The organism is Ruegeria sp. ABF4_144 (assembly GCF_056160045.1).
Genome location: NZ_JBSWWK010000001.1, coordinates 3458091 through 3473569 on the forward strand (window position 1 = coordinate 3458091; position 15479 = coordinate 3473569).

15 protein-coding genes are annotated in these 15479 nt (G+C 59.5%); 3 read left to right on the forward strand and 12 right to left on the reverse strand.

Going from position 1 to position 15479, the window contains the following annotated elements; all coding sequences use genetic code 11:
- Position 1: 1 nt before the first annotated feature.
- Positions 2–1309: an ATP-dependent protease ATPase subunit HslU gene (hslU, locus tag ACXAGD_RS17285; RefSeq protein ID WP_475212129.1), complete on the reverse strand. Its 1308-nt coding sequence runs from the start codon at positions 1307–1309 to the stop codon at positions 2–4.
- Between the two features lie 37 nt (positions 1310–1346).
- Positions 1347–1502 carry a hypothetical protein gene (locus ACXAGD_RS17290; RefSeq protein ID WP_475212130.1) on the reverse strand — a complete coding sequence of 52 codons (156 nt, stop codon included), beginning with the start codon at positions 1500–1502 and terminating at the stop codon, positions 1347–1349.
- Here ACXAGD_RS17290 and ACXAGD_RS17295 point away from each other — a divergent pair.
- Positions 1501–2742, forward strand: a complete 1242-nt coding sequence (locus ACXAGD_RS17295) for an MFS transporter (protein WP_475212131.1) — start codon at positions 1501–1503, stop codon at positions 2740–2742. The two genes, ACXAGD_RS17290 and ACXAGD_RS17295, sit on opposite strands and share 2 nt — an antisense overlap.
- Here the strand turns inward: ACXAGD_RS17295 and hslV are convergent.
- Positions 2734–3291 (reverse strand): ATP-dependent protease subunit HslV, encoded by a 558-nt coding sequence (hslV, locus tag ACXAGD_RS17300; protein WP_170334334.1) that lies wholly within the window; start codon positions 3289–3291, stop codon positions 2734–2736. The genes ACXAGD_RS17295 and hslV overlap by 9 nt on opposite strands.
- Positions 3292–3488: 197 nt before the next feature.
- On the opposite strand from hslV, the gene ACXAGD_RS17305 reads away from it, so the two are divergent.
- On the forward strand, positions 3489–3683 hold the full coding sequence (locus tag ACXAGD_RS17305; RefSeq protein WP_475212132.1) for a DUF1127 domain-containing protein: 195 nt from the start codon (positions 3489–3491) through the stop codon (positions 3681–3683).
- A 57-nt stretch (positions 3684–3740) separates the two neighbouring features.
- Here the strand turns inward: ACXAGD_RS17305 and ACXAGD_RS17310 are convergent, their stop codons facing one another.
- Entirely contained in the window at positions 3741–4103 is a 363-nt protein-coding gene (locus ACXAGD_RS17310; RefSeq protein ID WP_475212133.1) for a Lin0512 family protein, read from the reverse strand.
- Positions 4100–4450 carry a Lin0512 family protein gene (locus ACXAGD_RS17315; RefSeq protein WP_475212134.1) on the reverse strand — a complete coding sequence of 117 codons (351 nt, stop codon included), beginning with the start codon at positions 4448–4450 and terminating at the stop codon, positions 4100–4102. The genes ACXAGD_RS17310 and ACXAGD_RS17315 overlap by 4 nt, the downstream gene beginning before the upstream one ends.
- 210 nt (positions 4451–4660) lie before the next feature.
- Here ACXAGD_RS17315 and ACXAGD_RS17320 point away from each other — a divergent pair, with 210 nt between their 5' ends.
- Positions 4661–4999: a hypothetical protein gene (locus tag ACXAGD_RS17320; protein ID WP_475212135.1), complete on the forward strand. Its 339-nt coding sequence runs from the start codon at positions 4661–4663 to the stop codon at positions 4997–4999.
- 64 nt (positions 5000–5063) lie between these two features.
- On the opposite strand, the gene trxA is transcribed toward ACXAGD_RS17320, so the two are convergent.
- The 7 genes from trxA to ACXAGD_RS17355 are packed head-to-tail and all read right to left on the reverse strand — an operon-like array spanning position 5064 to position 15425.
- Positions 5064–5384: a thioredoxin gene (gene trxA, locus ACXAGD_RS17325; RefSeq protein WP_475212136.1), complete on the reverse strand. Its 321-nt coding sequence runs from the start codon at positions 5382–5384 to the stop codon at positions 5064–5066.
- Positions 5385–5444: 60 nt separating this feature from the next.
- Positions 5445–8804, reverse strand: a complete 3360-nt coding sequence (gene addA / locus ACXAGD_RS17330; protein ID WP_475212137.1) for a double-strand break repair helicase AddA — start codon at positions 8802–8804, stop codon at positions 5445–5447.
- Positions 8801–11728, reverse strand: a complete 2928-nt coding sequence (addB, locus tag ACXAGD_RS17335) for a double-strand break repair protein AddB (protein ID WP_475212138.1) — start codon at positions 11726–11728, stop codon at positions 8801–8803. Before addB ends, addA begins: the two co-directional genes overlap by 4 nt.
- A complete protein-coding gene (locus ACXAGD_RS17340; protein ID WP_475212139.1) occupies positions 11721–12407 on the reverse strand; it encodes a nucleotidyltransferase family protein in 687 nt (228 codons plus the stop codon). Before ACXAGD_RS17340 ends, addB begins: the two co-directional genes overlap by 8 nt.
- Positions 12404–13408: an aminoglycoside phosphotransferase family protein gene (locus ACXAGD_RS17345; RefSeq protein ID WP_475212140.1), complete on the reverse strand. Its 1005-nt coding sequence runs from the start codon at positions 13406–13408 to the stop codon at positions 12404–12406. Before ACXAGD_RS17345 ends, ACXAGD_RS17340 begins: the two co-directional genes overlap by 4 nt.
- The gene (gene tsaE / locus ACXAGD_RS17350) at positions 13405–13878 is read right to left on the reverse strand and encodes a tRNA (adenosine(37)-N6)-threonylcarbamoyltransferase complex ATPase subunit type 1 TsaE (RefSeq protein WP_475212141.1); all 474 of its coding nucleotides are present in this window, start codon (positions 13876–13878) and stop codon (positions 13405–13407) included. The genes ACXAGD_RS17345 and tsaE overlap by 4 nt, the downstream gene beginning before the upstream one ends.
- A gap of 41 nt (positions 13879–13919) precedes the next feature.
- Positions 13920–15425 (reverse strand): PAS-domain containing protein, encoded by a 1506-nt coding sequence (locus ACXAGD_RS17355; RefSeq protein WP_475212142.1) that lies wholly within the window; start codon positions 15423–15425, stop codon positions 13920–13922.
- Positions 15426–15479: the final 54 nt, after the last annotated feature.

Here is a 15479-nt window from a genome sequence, read left to right on the forward strand (position 1 = left end):
GTTACAAAACGTAACGGCTGAGATCGGTGGACTTGGTCAGTTCGCCCAGATTGTCGTCCACGAATTGTGCATTCACGGTAATCTCGGCCCCGGCCTGATCGGGGGCGGTAAAGGACAGCTCTTCAAAGACCCGCTCCATCACGGTGTAAAGCCGCCGTGCGCCGATGTTTTCAACGGTCTGGTTCACATCCGCAGCGATGCGCGCCAGTGCGGCGATACCGTCTTCGGTAAAACTGACGGTGACCTCTTCGGTGCCCATCAGAGCGGTGTACTGAAGGGTCAGCGCGTTGTCGGTTTCGGTCAGGATGCGTACGAAATCCTCTTCGGTCAGCGCGCGCAGTTCGACGCGGATCGGCAGACGGCCCTGCAATTCTGGCAGTAAGTCCGAGGGTTTGGCAATGTGGAACGCGCCCGAGGCTATGAACAGGATGTGGTCCGTTTTCACCGGCCCGTGTTTGGTGCTGACGGTAGTGCCCTCGATCAAGGGCAGCAGGTCGCGCTGCACCCCTTCGCGGCTGACATCGCCGCCACGTGCTTCGGCGCGGGCGCACACCTTGTCGATCTCGTCCAGAAACACGATGCCGTTCTGTTCAACAGATTCCAAAGCCACTCGATTGACGGTTTCGTCATCCAGCAGCTTGTCGGCCTCTTCGCCGATCAGTGCATCATAGCTTTCGGCGACGGTCATGCGTTTTTTGACGGTGCGCCCGCCAAAGGCTTTGCCGAAGATATCGCCCAGATTCATCATGCCCATCTGGCTGCCGGGCTGGCCGGGTACGTCAAACATCGGCATCGGGTTTGAGGTGTCGGACAGCTCCAGCTCAATCACCGTATCGTCCAGTTCACCGGCTTTCAGCTTTTTGCGGAACATCTCACGCGTGCCTTCGCGGGCGTCGGTGCCGGCGATGGCTTCGATCACGCGATCTTCGGCCGCCTGATGGGCTTTGGCCTTCACGTCCTCGCGCATGTATTCACGGGTCTGGATGATGGCGGCATCGGCCAGATCGCGCACGATCTGTTCCACATCACGTCCGACATAGCCAACTTCGGTGAACTTGGTGGCCTCGACCTTGATGAAGGGCGCGCGGGCCAGCTTGGCCAGACGGCGGCTGATCTCGGTTTTACCAACGCCGGTGGGACCGATCATCAGGATGTTCTTCGGGTATACCTCGTCGCGGATGTCATCGGCCAGTTGCTTGCGCCGCCAGCGGTTGCGCAGCGCGACGGCCACGGCACGTTTGGCATCTTTCTGGCCGATAATGAAACGGTCCAGTTCCGAGACAATCTCGCGCGGGGTCAGGTCGGTCAAAGCGCAATCCTTTCGGTCGGCATAGCAAAACTTGGGCTTAGGTAATCACCGCTGAGGCGAAAACAACCAACCCTTTTTCATTGGCAGCGTTGGTTAGCAATGGTCCACCCGGTTTGCAAATGCTTTCCATAGGTGAAACGCGCCCGCTCTGATACAATGTTTTCAAGGCGTTGAGGGTCAGGAGCGCGGACATGACGAAAATTGCCAAGATCACCTTGCTGTTTGTGGTGTTTGTCGACCTGATCGGACAGGGGCTTGTCTTCCCTATCATCAACTCACTGATCATGGAGACGAAATCCGGTTTCCTGCCCGACAGCACGCCGGATGGCCGCCGCCATTTCTACTATGGGCTGGTGATCGGGTGTTTCTTTCTGTCGTGGTTTCTGGGGGTGGTCTACGTCTCGAAAGTCTCAGATTCCATCGGACGCAAAAACGCTTTGCTGGTCTGTTTGGGTGGCGCGTTGGCGGGCTATGCTATCACTATCGCCTCGCTTTATATGGACAGCCTGCTGCTGTTGATCCTTGGACGGTCGATCACCGGTTTCACCGCTGGCAATCAACCCATCGCGCAGGCGGCGATGATCGACGGCAGCACCGATGCCGCCGACCGGGATCGCAATATGGGATATATCGTGACTGGCGTTAGTTTTGGCCTTGTGGGTGGTCCGATCATCGGCGCTGTTCTGTCGGATTCGGCGATTTTGGGCAGTTTCGCCACGCTGAAGACTCCGTTCTATGGCGCCTTCGTTCTGGTGCTGATCGCCATCTTCCTGGTGCTGTTCTTCTTCAAGGATACTCGGACCGAGCGCGCTGCCTTTGTGTTCCGCCCCCGCGATATCACCGACAGCCTAATTGCGGTGCGCGGGCATCCGATGGTTCTGAAAATCCTGCCGGTCTATGCGTTCTTCATGATCGCCAACGTCACCTTCTATGTCTTCGTCGACAATTTTCTGACCAGCCGCTTTGGCTATGGCGTCATTGGCGGCAGCATGGCGATGGTGGTGATCGGCTTTGCGCTGGCCTTTTCCAGTACCTTCCTTGTGAAGCCCGCGCAGGAGAGGTTCAGCAAGCACCAGATTGTCTACACCTCGCTGATCGTCATGGTGATCTGCGGCATTGCCTTTGCCTTCAGCCCCAGCGGTGTGCTGAGCTATGTGCCGGTCTTCTTCTTCTATTTCTTCTTCGGTGTCTCGTACCCAACCCTGCTGGGTCTGTTTTCATCCAGCGTCAGCGAGACGGATCAGGGTTGGGTCATGGGTGTGACCACGGCGGTCTTCTGCCTTGCAGGAGGGGTCATGTCCCTGATCGGCGGCGGGCTGATGAGCATCGACATCCGGGTGCCATACTACATCGTAATCATCGCCGCGATCTTTGGCCTGATCGGGATGCACCGCCGCTGGAAAGGGAAAGAGATTAAAGCGCTCTTAGCCTGAGATTGTCTCGACCGTCAGATTGCCGTTGGTATAAACGCAGATATCAGCGGCAATTGCCATTGCTTCGCGCGCGACCTGCTCGGCCTCTTTATCGCTGTCCATCATCGCACGGGCCGCGGCCAGGGCGAAGTTGCCACCCGATCCTATGGCCGCCACATTGTGTTCCGGCTCCAGCACATCCCCTGCCCCGGTGATCACAAGAAGGTCCTTGCCGTCAGTGACGATCAGCATCGCCTCGAGCTTTTGCAGGTATTTGTCGGTGCGCCAGTCCTTGGCCAATTCGACAGAGGCGCGGGCCAGCTGCCCCGGTGTGGCCTCAAGCTTGGCTTCCAGCCGTTCCAGCAGGGTGAACGCGTCGGCCGTCGATCCGGCGAAACCGGCAACAACCTCGAACCCGCCGGGCGACAGGCGGCGGACCTTGCGGGCGGTACCCTTGATCACGGTCTGGCCCAGGCTGACCTGTCCGTCGCCGGCAATCACCACTTGGCCGCCCTTTTTGACGCCAATGATTGTTGTGCCATGCCAACCGGGAAAATCGCTGTCTGCCATTAGGGCCTCCGTTCTTCGCTGGCATCCTATATGGGCCGGACCCGCCCGCAGCGCAACAGTTCACAAACTGCCTAAATGATATGCACAGAACGCAAATCGGGGTTACCAGACTAGCAATTGTGAGACTCGGAGCTTGGGCCTAAATGAAACTTACAACCGACGAAGGGTCGGCTGTTTCAGTTTTAAGGAATGCGCAAATGGCAACCACCGCAAATATCCATGCGCCGCTCGGAGCAGCTACCATCCTGCATGTAGTGGACGCGTTCACCGCAGCTTTTGAAAAAGCCGCCGAATGGAACGAAACCCGCAAAACTCGCGCGCTGCTGTCAGAGCTGAGCGATGCACAGCTGGACGATATCGGCCTGTGCCGCGCGGACATCGACAAAGTCTGATCCGCCGTCAGTACGACCGCAAAAGATGAGCCGCTCGCCAGAGCGGCTTTTTCTTTGTCAGGACAGTTTGTATTGGCCTGAAAGATTCGGCAGGAACGCCTCGATCGCGGCGGTTGCCACAACATGCCGGGTCTCGGCCTCGGCATCTTCAACGTCCAGCCCGCCCTTAACGGCCCTTACCTCGGCCCGACCCCGGGGCAGATCGGCCGCGACCAACTCACAATCCACCAGGTCCGGTTTCTGTACGCCAATCGTAACCATCACGCGCATCTCGGCGTGGTCAATGCCCAGCTTGGAAAACAGAGTGATCGACGAATGGTGCAGTGCATCCTGCACCGCCCGCCGCGCAGCCTTGGTGTAGTCCTGACCGTAAAGGTCGTTCCCAGTACCCATCTCAAGGATGATACGTTTTTCGGTCATGCCACAGGCTCCATGTCGAATGAGACGACGACGGCCGCGTTGGCAATGACCGTGCGCCCTTCGGTGTGGGGTTTTTCGATATCCAACCCGCCCTGCGTGACGGTGATATTGGGCTGGCCATAGGGAAAGATGGCTTCCAGCGCGTCCCGATCCACCTGATCAGGTTTCTGCACGGCAATCTGGGCATCGATGATCATTGCCTCTTTCGGGAAATCGAAAAGCTCGGCCATATTGACCGAGTTGTGCCACAGCGCGTCCTTGATCGCCCGCAAAGCCGCTTCGGTATAGTCTTCGCGGCGCAACGACGTTCCCATTCCGAATTCCACAAGCACCCTTGTCTTGGGCATGTCATCTCCTGTCGTTTGTTCCTAAGCCAACCTGCACGAGTTTCTGCAAATTGTAAGAACGAAAACGATGCATGATGTCCGGCAAGGCCTGATTATCGAGAACGTATTTGTGGACAGAGCGATGTAAAATCTCGGAAATTCCGGTTAAAGTCGAAGCTATTAGTCTGTTCGGTCGGGAAAGGAATTTCTGTGATGAGGTCGTTTCAGCTCATGTCGTTGGTAGTGTTTTTTGGTTGTGCCGTGACGCTGGCGTCAGCCGAAGAGATTGAAAGCAAACACAAGTTCATGGAACTAGTCGTTGGCAAAAAGCTTGTTCAGGGACAGGCTTGGGTGAAAATACTCAAAAACGGCGTGGTTGAGGGCAAAGGCCCCAAAGGTGGTAGCATCAGCGGCTCATGGGAATGGAAAGGCACGCATTATTGCCGGGATATTGTGATCGACGGCGTACCCCTGCCCCATGATTGTCAGGTTGTTTCCCTTGCGGATGACTCAGTCACGTTCACGCACAAGGATGGCAGTGGGATTTCGGTGCGCTGGACAATCGAGTGACAGGCTCAAAAAAAGAAAGGGTGCCCAATTCAAGGCACCCTTTGTAGCGATATTCTGAAGGCAATCAGATCGACTCGTCGATCCAGCTTTGCAGCGCCGCCTTGGGTGCCGCACCCGCACGGTTCGAAATAACCTGACCATCCTTGAAGATGAACAGCGCCGGAATGCCGCGTACGCCCATGGCGGCGGCCGAGTTCGGGTTGCTGTCCACGTCGACTTTGGCGATTTTGATCTTGCCACCATATTCAGCGGCCAGCTCTTCCAGAGCGGGACCAATCTGCTTACAGGGGCCACACCATTCTGCCCAGAAGTCGACAACAACGGGGATGTCGGAATTCTTGACTTCGGCGTCAAAGGTATCGTCGGTTACGGCTACGGTCGACATTTCATGTCTCCTGAATGGGGTAAACTCGGGATCAGAACGTAGGGTCGCCGCCGTCCAAGGTCAAGATATCTGGGTGCGGGCCAGAGCATCCGTCACAAGATCGTGTGGCAACCACATGAGGTCCGCCGTGCGGGTCCACAGGATCGCCGTGCGGATTTCGCGGCCTGGATAGATTTGCGCCAGTGCCTGCGCATAAGCCCCCATCTGCCGTAGCAGACCTTCGGGGCAGGTTGCAGGGCTGTCGGGAACAGTGGCATTTGATTTGAAATCAATCACCTGCACGTCCGCTTCCGTTACGATCAGCCGATCGATCACCCCGTGCATCCGCTGCCCGTTCAACGCGGCGGTGACGGGAACTTCGGCCAGCGCGTCGGCGGAGAAAACGGCCTGCAGATGGTCCGACGTCAGCACCGTCTGGGCTTCGGTCAGCAACTCCTGCCGGTCCGCATCCTGCATATCGGGCAGAACCCGGGCGCAAAGCTTGGGCCAGTTTTCATGCGCGACTGTGGGCAAATGTTCCAACAGCTGATGCAGGCGTGTTCCGCGCAGCTTTGCGGCCTCTTCATCCTGTCCAGAATCACCGGGCAAGGCCTTGGCCCCACCCAGATCTGAAGGGCTGACCGTTTCCGGTGCTGGTTCTGGCATAGCAGCGAGGGTCTGGAACTGATCCGGCAGCGGCGTTTGGGTGGTCTCGGGTTCCTCGTGTTCGACAATCGGCAGCGCATCCCAATCCGCGTGGGACAGGCGCAGCGTGTCCGACCCTGGCAGTTGCGTGGCCCCTGCCCGTGCCATCGCGGCTTCAACCATCTGATACCAACTGGCGCCATCCTTGCCGACATCCCCCGCAGCACCCACGATCAACCACTTTTCGGCCCGTGTTAGAGCCACATAAAGTAGGCGGAGACGTTCGTTTTCCTCTCGTACCCGCGCTTCGGCCCGGGCTTGTGCAATTAGGTTTGGCGAGGCATCTGCGGGCACTTTCCACAGTGGCGTGCCCTCACCCACCATGATCTCGGCGTCACGCGGGGCCTGTCTTTTGCCGGTATCGGGCAGGATCACAATCGGCGCCTCAAGCCCCTTAGAACCGTGCACCGTCATCACCCGGATCATGTTTCCAACGCCGCTCATCTGCCGTTTGATTTCCAGATCGTCGGTCTGCATCCAAATCAGAAACCCGGTCAGGCTGGGGATATCCGTCCGCTCATAAGCCAGCGCCTGCGACAGCAGCGCGTTGATTCCATCCTCAGCCTCGGCCCCCAAACGACCCAGCAGTTTACGTCGCCCGTCATGGCGGGTCAGGATGCGCTCAATCAGGTCATAGGGGCGCATAAAGTCGATCTGCCCGCGCAGGTCATTGAGGATATCCAGAGTTTCGGGGAATTCTTCGGCGCGCTGGCGTAGCGCAGCCCACAGAAACTGTTCTTGTCGCCGATGCGCCAGATCGAACAATTGCTGTTCGTTCCAGCCAAACAAAGGCGATTTCAGCACGATCGCCAACGACAGGCTGTCCTCGGGAGTAGCCAGAAAGCTCAGCAGCGCGGCCAGGTCTTTCACGGCCAGTTCGGCGCCCACTTTCAGACGGTCGGCCCCGGCGATGGGCAGGCGCAGGGCCTTACACGCTCGGATGATCTCGGCAAACAGATCAGATCGACGTTGCACGAGGATCAGGAAGTCCCCCGGTTGCACCTTGCGCCGTACGAACGAGCCGGGCGTTTTACTATCTTCGGGGATCGTTTCCCCGCAGTCGATCATGCCCTTGATCGACTGGGCCACCTTTTCTGCCAGTATGACCGTGTGATGTCGCGCGCCGGGGCGATCAACCGGATCGGTCCAGTCTCCCTCATCGTTGTCTTCGACTTTTTCGACCACCGGCCACAGATCGACCCGCCCCGGCAGATCTGCCTTAAACGCCCGGTGCAGGCTATCTTTGTGAAAACCGGCCTCGGTCCGGTTTTCGAACAGAATATCGACCAAAGACAGGATCGCGCTGGAAGAGCGAAACGAGTACTCCAGCGTCGAATCCCACAGTTTAGAGCCTGATTCTGACAGTCTACGCCCAAATTCCAGCTGCATCCGGTCAAAGGCCTGCGGGTCGGCCCCTTGGAAGGAATAGATCGACTGTTTTTTGTCGCCGACCACGAAAATCGTGCGTTCGACCCCGGATCGGGCTCCTTCTCCGCTGGTGAATTCCTGCGCCAGTTTCTCGACCACGTCCCACTGGTCGGGGCTGGTGTCCTGTGCCTCATCGACCAGAATGTGATCGATGCCGCCATCCAATCGGTACAGCACCCATTCCGCCACGGCCGGGTCGTTCAGCACCTGCCGCGCGCGCAGAATCAAGTCATCGAAATCCAGCCAACCGCGCAACTGCTTGCGGCGTTCGTACTCGGGCAGGAACGCTGTGGCAAAGCGATGCAGCACATGTGTTTTGCGCGCGGCGACCAGTGCCAATCGCTGTTCACGCGCAGCCTCGACACGCAGCATGAAGGATTCCAACTGCGGCATCTGCGCCGCCAACGTGCCTTCGCGCAGAGCTTTGGTCGGGAAGCTGTTGATCTTGGCGGTAAACGGCTCTTTCGCGGATTTGCCGGTCAGGAGCACGCTTTCCAACATCGGCAGGCTGCTGATCCGCGCGTCGACAAACGCCGCCAGTTTGGCGGCAGCCTTGGCATTGTTGCCGCCGCTTTCGGTCAAAGCAGGCAGGATTGAGCGGATCAGTTCCACCTCACCACCCATAAACACGCGGGCCTGCAGGGCGTTTTCATCAAACTCGTCAGGCAGGTCGAATTTCTGCAGCAGGTCGGGCCAGTCCAACGACTGGGCAAACAGGTTGCGTTTGTGGGTGATTGCAGCAGTCAGGTTTTCAAAGCCTGTATCGGTGACGAACCGGGCGACATCCTCAATCAGAGTGGCTTGCGGGCCTTCGGCGAAGTCTTCGACGATTTCTTCGCGCAATAGGGCGGCGGCGCGGTCTTCCATCTCGGAAAACTGTGGGCTGACCCCGGCCTCAAGTGGAAACCGCCGCAGGAGTGAGGCGCAAAACGAGTGGATCGTTTGGATTTTCAGCCCGCCCGGCGTCTCAATGGCGCGGGCAAACAGGGTACGCGCCTGCGCAAGCCTGTCAGGATCGATCGCCCCCGGCACGCCCAGATCGGTGAGCTGCGCCAGCAAGGGTGCATCCCCCAGCATTGCCCACTCGCCCAGTCGTTTGAACAACCGGTTCTGCATCTCGCTGGCGGCGGCCTTGGTGTAAGTCAGGCAGAGGATGTGCTGTGGCTGCACCCCATCCAGCAGCAATCGCGCCACCCGGTCGGTCAATACTCGCGTTTTACCCGACCCGGCATTGGCGGCCAGCCAGGTCGAGGCATCGGGCCGCGCCGCCTGCACTTGCCGCTCGGTAGCGTCGTTGCGGGCGTTCATTTCAGCACCTCCGGGTCGGAGTCATCTGTGCGATCCCATTCACCGAAACGGGCCAGATGATCATAATCACCAATGTCGGTGTCCTTGTGCAGCATCCGGCGCGAGGTGAAGCCTTGTTCAGGCTCTAAATAGGCGGAAATGAGCTCTTTCAGCTCAGCCAGAACCTTGTCAGGTGGTTCCTTGGCCAAGGGGGCTGCGACCTCCTTATAGGTGCCGCCCATGCCGATAAAGACAGCTTCAGCCACCGGAAGCGGGTCTATGCCTTCGATGGCGCCTTGTTCGGCCATGGCGGCTTCGATCAGCAGCTGTTTGTCAAATTTGGCCTGCTGGCTTTCGGTCGGAGGGGTGCCGGTTTTGTAATCCACAATCCGTAGCGCACCGCGACTGTTGTGGTCGATCCGGTCTGCCCGGCCGGCGATGGTAAAATCCAATGGCGATAACACCAGCTGCATCGCGGCTTCAAACGCCACCGGCCCACCATCGCCGCGACGGGTGGTTTCGGCGCTTAAGAAGTCATCGGCAATGCGTTCCAACCGTGCCAGCCACAATTTACGGGCAGTGGGCCAGGCGACATGCTGGTTCAGCAGGGTCTCGGCGCGTTTCAGGAAATTCTCTCGCGTCAACAAGGCACCGTCCAACACGCTGTCCTTGACGAAATGTTCCAGAATTTCATGGATAACGATCCCCCGCAGCAAGGCATCTGGGGCCTGAACCAAAGGGTCCAATGGCCGCAGTTTCAACACGTGTTTGGCATAGATCGCGTAAGGGTCACGGATCAGGCGTTTGATCTCGGTGACGCTCAGACGGCGCGGGCGAGCAGCGATCGGCGGTCGTGGAGATGGGCGCGGCGCTGGGTCGATTTTTGGCGCGTTTTCAAGCTGTTCAGACCAGCGCAAGTATGTCTGACCGCGGGCGCGCATCGCCGACAAGGCATCAGGACCACCCTGCCCCGGCAAGCCCTGCAGCAGGTTCGTCATGCGATTCAACCAGCGGGATGGCACGGTTTCAGCGTCGTCTGACCGGGTTGCGCGGGTCAGCCAGACCTCAGGCGCGCCGACGGCTTGTTGAAAGTCATGGGCCGACAGGCCAATCCGCCTTTCGGGCAGCAACAGCCCGGCCTTGTCGCGCATTTGGCGGTTTAACCAAGGATCCGGAGCGGCGGCTTCGGGCCAGCTGCCTTCGTTGAGGCCCCCAAGAATCAGCAGATCGGCGCCCTGCACGCGCGCCTCGAGTGTGCCCCAGATCATAATATGCGGATGCGGTGCGTCGCGGTCGCGGACCTCTTCCCCGGCCAGCAAGGCACCCATCAGATCGGCGAAATCATGGGCGGTCATCGGGCCGCCATGTTTGGCCTCGTCTTCCAACGCGCTCAGAACGTTCAAAGCCTTTTGGCCTGCGTTCTTCTCCCAGAGCGGTCCGGTTTCGCCCTCGCTGCCGGCCGAAATCGCCTCGGCCAACGTGCGAAGGCGGGTTACCCAACCCGACAAGGGCAGTTCACCTGTCACATGCTGATCGCAGAAATGCATGGTGAGCCAGCGCAACCAGCCCTCGGGCACTTCTTTGCGAACGGCGAAAGCGGTCAGGCTGGTGCTATCGGGAAACGGAGGGCCATATCGGCGCAAATCCAGTTCCAGATCGCGGCTGTGCAGCAGGTGCGCACCGCGATCGCCACCGCCATGGCAGAGCGGGTGTTTCAGCAGGGTCAGCAAGGCCTCACCCTCAAGTCGCCGCGCGAACAGCCCCGCCACATGGCGCAGGAACCGCCCCGGTGGTGACAGCTGCAATGGCAGGCCCGCACTGTCATCCGGCAGGATGTTCCAGCGGTCCAGCGCGGCGCTGACCTGACGGGTCAACATCCGGTCGGGGGTGATCAGTGCGGCGGACTGGCCGGTTTCGGCCGCCTCGCGCAGGCGCAACGCAATGGCCAGCGCTTCTGCCCTGGGGGATTGCGCCTCGACCAGTGTCAGGTCTGTGGTTGCGGTGTCCAAACCGGTCAGTTGCGGGCCCTCGGACATCCAAGCGTCGGTGATTGGAGCGGGTCGTAAAGCGAGTGAAATCAGCCTGTTACGGGAAGGCGAGGGAGCAGGATCAGCGGTCCAAGGTTCGATCTGCTCGGGTTGAAGCTCAAGTCGGGTCATTAGCTTACGAAACCGGTATTGCGGGTGATCTTCAGAGGTGAGCGCCTCGTCCAACCCCTGCCAGACGTGGTCTGGCTGGTCGAAATCATAACCGGGCAGGATTAGTGCGCCCTGCGGTAGACGGGCGACGGCCTCCATCAGCATCAGCGTGGTGCCGCGTGAACCTGTCGAGCCTGCAAGGATTACCGGGTGCTGCGGTGGCGCCACCTGCCAGCGGTCGATCAGGTTCTCTACCACGCGCCGCTGCCGTGCTTGCGCATCCAACGCGTCGGGACCCGCGTCGATAAAGTGGTCGGCAATCCCAATAAAAGCCTGCGCGCGAGCCCAGTGGCCGGACATATCGCTGACATCCAGCTGACGGATCGCATCGGGTGAGACGCCTTCGCCCTGCATCTCGTCAATCAATGCGGCCAGACTGTCGGACAGATCAAACAGCGATGAACGTGCCGCCAGATCAGGCTGTTGCTCCAACAGTTTGGCAATCAGTTGCGTCAACTCCAACCGGCGCCGCAGAGGCGGGATCGCAGGCGGGATTTGCGCCAGATCGACGCTTTCCCCAAGATCAGTGACCAGTGAAAGTCGTGGCAGCAGGCAGGCTGGGCCCTGATCGAACAGATCGCGCATGCGGCGGGCCATCCGGCGGGTGTTTACAACAAGCTGCACCCGGGCCAGGGCTTCAGGCGGGTGCTCGGCATTGCGCTGTCGCAACCCTTCTACCAGCGCTTTGGGAAAGTCCGATCCTGGCGGAACAGCAAAAACGCGGGGCATGGCGCTGGGCTTAAACATCTGCAATCAGCCCTTCGGCCAAGGCGATCCCTTCAGGACGACCCACATCGCACCAACGACCGGGATAGGAGGCCGCGAATAGTCGGCCTTGGCTGTGCATTTGATCCCAAAGCAGGTTCAGTGAGAAGGCTTTATCCGGAATGGCCATCAGCCCTTCGGTCTTCAGGATCTGCGCCCCACCATAAATCAGGCCGGGGCCGCGGGTGATCCGGCCTTCGGCATCAGCGGTGAAATCACCTGCGCCGGTGTGACCGATGGTCCGGCTGGTCGGAACGCACATCAGCAATGCATCCATCCGGTCCGGGTCCCAGGCATCGCGCAGCAAGGCCAAAGGGTTTGGGCCGGCCCAGATTGCGTCACTGTTCAGGGTGTAAACCGGGTCCGGTCCCAGTAGGGGCAGAGCAGCGCGCAAACCGCCGCCGGTTTCCAGAATTTCGGGCTCTTCGCGGGACAGCAGCACGCCTTTGGGGGCCAGATGTGCCTCAAGTTGATCGGGCAGATAATGCAGGTTTGCCACAATACTATCCGGACCCAGATCGTCCACCAGGTCCAGTGCATGGTCGATCAGGGGGCGGCCTGCGACCTCGATCAGCGGTTTCGGGCGGTCTTTTGTCAGCGCTCCCATGCGGGTTCCAAACCCGGCGGCGAACAGCATCACGGCATTGGGCTGTCGGGTCATGTCTGTCTGAGCCTGTCCAGATTTTCCGGGGTCGGGGCGGGCAGGGCCGCGCGCAGCAGGTCGGCCACCGTGGCCAATGCCGGGTGATCCAAATCGCGCATCAGATGCGCCCATGTGGCTGGGATCAGATCAACGTAATCAGGTTTGCCGTATTCTGTCGCCAGACGGGCAAACACGCCCAGAATACGCAGGTTTCTCTGCGCCCCCAAAACGGCATAGGCGGTGCGAAAGTCGTGATCGTTCACACCGGTCTCGGTGATATAGTGGGTGACCATCCGCATCTCGGTGCCCGGCGCAACGTCTCGGCGGACATCTTGCAGCATCGATACAAGGTCATAGGCCGGATGGCCCAGCATTGCAGTCTGGAAATCCAGTAGGCCCACCCGTTTCACGCCGTCACGATCCGGCAGCCAGATCATGTTCTCGGCGTGGTAGTCGCGCTGGATTACTACTTTGGTCCCCGAGGTCTCTTGATGCAAAATGTCCGAAAACCGGTGCTCGAATTGTTCCCGCGCATCCGTGTCGTGCTGACCCTGAACCGCCTGCGCGTATTTGGTGAAGGACAGCGCTGCCAGCTCGGTCATCAGCGACGGGCCATATGAAGGCAGAGACAGAGTGGGGGCCTTGTGAAGCGCGATCAGAACGTCGGTTGCGGCCTCGTATAGCCGCCGCTCCATCTTTGGGTTTTGTTTCAGGACGCGGGCAAACAGGTCGTCGCCCAGATCTTCCAGCAGCAGAAAACCGAACTCCGTATCCTCGGCGTAAATCTCTGGCGCGCTGAGGCCGACAGACCGCAGATGGTTTGCCATGCGCACAAAGTCCGCGACCGGTTCAGCCTTGCCCGGAGGAGAGTCCATCAGCACAGCGGTCCGTCCGGTATCGGGATCGGTAAGACGCTCGTATCGGCGGTTCGAGGCGTCCCCAGCCAGCGGTGCGCGCGTTGCATTGGCCCACGGTGTTTGTGCAACCAGTGCCTCGGCTAGAACAGCGCGGTTGGTCATTCGGCGCCCTCCAGTTTTAGGGGCCATTTCGGATCGGACCAGGACAGGGTCAGATGACGGTTTTCCATCGTCTCAGGGTCTGTTTTAAAGCTTAGTTTTAGGGCGGCTTCTGGCGTTAGCGGGCCCAGTTTGTCGGGCCATTCGATCAGGCAGATGGCTGTATCAAACGCCTCGGTCAGGCCCAGTTCCTCGATCTCTTCCACGGCGCTGAGCCGATAAAGATCGCAATGCCAGATCTCGCCCGCTTCGGTCTCATAAGCCTGCACCAGTGTATAGGTGGGCGAGGGCACATCCTCGGGGACGGTCATCAGCGATTGGATCAGACTGCGGGCGAAATGAGTCTTGCCGCTGCCGATCTCACCTTCAAGCAGAACCACGTCACCAGGGCGCAATTCCGCCCCCAGCCGGGCGGCGAATTGCGATGTTTCTTCTGGCGAAGTCAGGGTGATCGAACGAGGGTGCAACGTCATGGCGCCACAATGACCTCAGGCCCTGTCGGCTGCAACCCGGTTCAGGCGCTGATTTGGCGGATGGGTTGCGACGGCGCCAGCTCGTCCACCACGAACCGGACAATCGTTGCACCGTTCTGCATCGGGCTGACGACACAGGTCAGATCGGTGCCATTACGCATTCGAATGTCGCCGGACCATTCGGCGCGGTTGTCGCGCATCTCGACAAAATCGCGCACCTCACCCAGCAGCGGCGTGGCGGCGCATTGGTCCTGCCAACTGCGAGTCACGTCCAGCACCGAATCCGGCTCGAACCCGGTCTCGTCGGACTCGCCCCACAGTTTTTGATAGGCGCGGTTGGTGAAAGCCAGTGTACCGTCATCGCCGAATACCGCGATGGCATCGGCCAGCTTGTCCAGCACCGATTGCATCAGGTCCATTTCCGAGCGGAATCGGCGGGTCAAGGTAATCTCAGCTGTGATGTCTTCAAACAGGAACGCGACCGCTCCGTCGGGATGCGGGCGCCCGCTGACCGAATAGACCGACCCCGAGGGCAACGACCAGGTTTCCTGATAGTTTCCGTCTTCGGCGGCCTCGAGCAGGTCGTTCATCTGGCTCCGCCAGCTGCGGTAATTCTTGGGTTCCGGCATCATGTGCTGATCGCGCAAACGGTCGAAAAAGCTGGACAGGCTGGGACGGCAGCTGAGGAAATCCGGGGGGAGGGTGGTCAAGTCGATCAGAGCCGGGTTGAACAGCGCCAGTTGCCGGTTGCGGTCGAAGATCGCCAACCCGATGGACAGCTGGGCAAAGGTCTTTGTCATCGTCTGAACGAATTTTCGCTGGGCGGTTTCGGCGGCCACGATGGCATTGATGTCAACTGCATAGCACAGGTGACCTTCGGGGTGATCGACCAGCGTCAGGTCGAACCACAGCTTGTTCTCACTGCTCTCGGACGAGATTGAGACGCGGGTTTTTGCACCCAACCGAGCATCCCCGTCTGCCCCGGGAAACAGCGGAGCGGTCAGATCGGTATCCGGGCCACGAACCTTTCGGACCAAGGCAACATAGGTGGCATTGCACCAACGGACATGGCTTTGATGATCCAACAGCCAGACCGGGTAGGGTGCTTGTTCCATCGCCAGTCGGATGGGGTCCTGCGCGTCACGCTGAGTCGGGGTGGGACGTTCGGCGCTGTTACGCAGCTGAACACGAACGATGCCGTCAATCCATTCGCACAGGATGTCGCGTTCGACGGTACAGTCAATGGGGGGAATGACCATCGTGCCTTGATGTCGGATATCATCGGGTGTTTCGGGAAAACTGGGAAAATCGCGCTGCAGCAGACGGCGCAGGTCGGGCCAGTCGCGGACGGATTCAAAGCCTTCGAGTGCGATGTCGGAATGGCTGATCAGGCGGTTTCCATCGAACAGAAATACCGCATCATAGAGTGACGCGGGTGCAGACAAACCGAAATTGTCACCTCTCTGCCGTTGGCGGGGCAAAAGCCACTGCACGGCCAGGCTGGCCGACACCAGACTGATCGCGGCCAGAATGATCCAATCGACCATGCGCCCTCCAAAACTGATACCGGAAGGAATATGCGTGTTAATGGTTAACGGGGT

Coding starts and splice junctions, on each gene's coding strand:
- ACXAGD_RS17295 (WP_475212131.1), top strand. CDS start 1,501: ATGACGAAAATTGCCAAGATCACCTTGCTGTTTGTGGTGTTTGTCGAC.
- addA (WP_475212137.1), bottom strand. CDS start 8,804: ATGAACGCCCGCAACGACGCTACCGAGCGGCAAGTGCAGGCGGCGCGG.
- tsaE (WP_475212141.1), bottom strand. CDS start 13,878: ATGACGTTGCACCCTCGTTCGATCACCCTGACTTCGCCAGAAGAAACA.
- addB (WP_475212138.1), bottom strand. CDS start 11,728: ATGTTTAAGCCCAGCGCCATGCCCCGCGTTTTTGCTGTTCCGCCAGGA.
- ACXAGD_RS17305 (WP_475212132.1), top strand. CDS start 3,489: ATGGCAACCACCGCAAATATCCATGCGCCGCTCGGAGCAGCTACCATC.
- ACXAGD_RS17290 (WP_475212130.1), bottom strand. CDS start 1,502: ATGTCCGCGCTCCTGACCCTCAACGCCTTGAAAACATTGTATCAGAGC.
- trxA (WP_475212136.1), bottom strand. CDS start 5,384: ATGTCGACCGTAGCCGTAACCGACGATACCTTTGACGCCGAAGTCAAG.
- ACXAGD_RS17355 (WP_475212142.1), bottom strand. CDS start 15,425: ATGGTCGATTGGATCATTCTGGCCGCGATCAGTCTGGTGTCGGCCAGC.
- hslV (WP_170334334.1), bottom strand. CDS start 3,291: ATGGCAGACAGCGATTTTCCCGGTTGGCATGGCACAACAATCATTGGC.
- ACXAGD_RS17310 (WP_475212133.1), bottom strand. CDS start 4,103: ATGACCGAAAAACGTATCATCCTTGAGATGGGTACTGGGAACGACCTT.
- ACXAGD_RS17315 (WP_475212134.1), bottom strand. CDS start 4,450: ATGCCCAAGACAAGGGTGCTTGTGGAATTCGGAATGGGAACGTCGTTG.
- ACXAGD_RS17320 (WP_475212135.1), top strand. CDS start 4,661: ATGTCGTTGGTAGTGTTTTTTGGTTGTGCCGTGACGCTGGCGTCAGCC.
- ACXAGD_RS17340 (WP_475212139.1), bottom strand. CDS start 12,407: ATGACCCGACAGCCCAATGCCGTGATGCTGTTCGCCGCCGGGTTTGGA.
- ACXAGD_RS17345 (WP_475212140.1), bottom strand. CDS start 13,408: ATGACCAACCGCGCTGTTCTAGCCGAGGCACTGGTTGCACAAACACCG.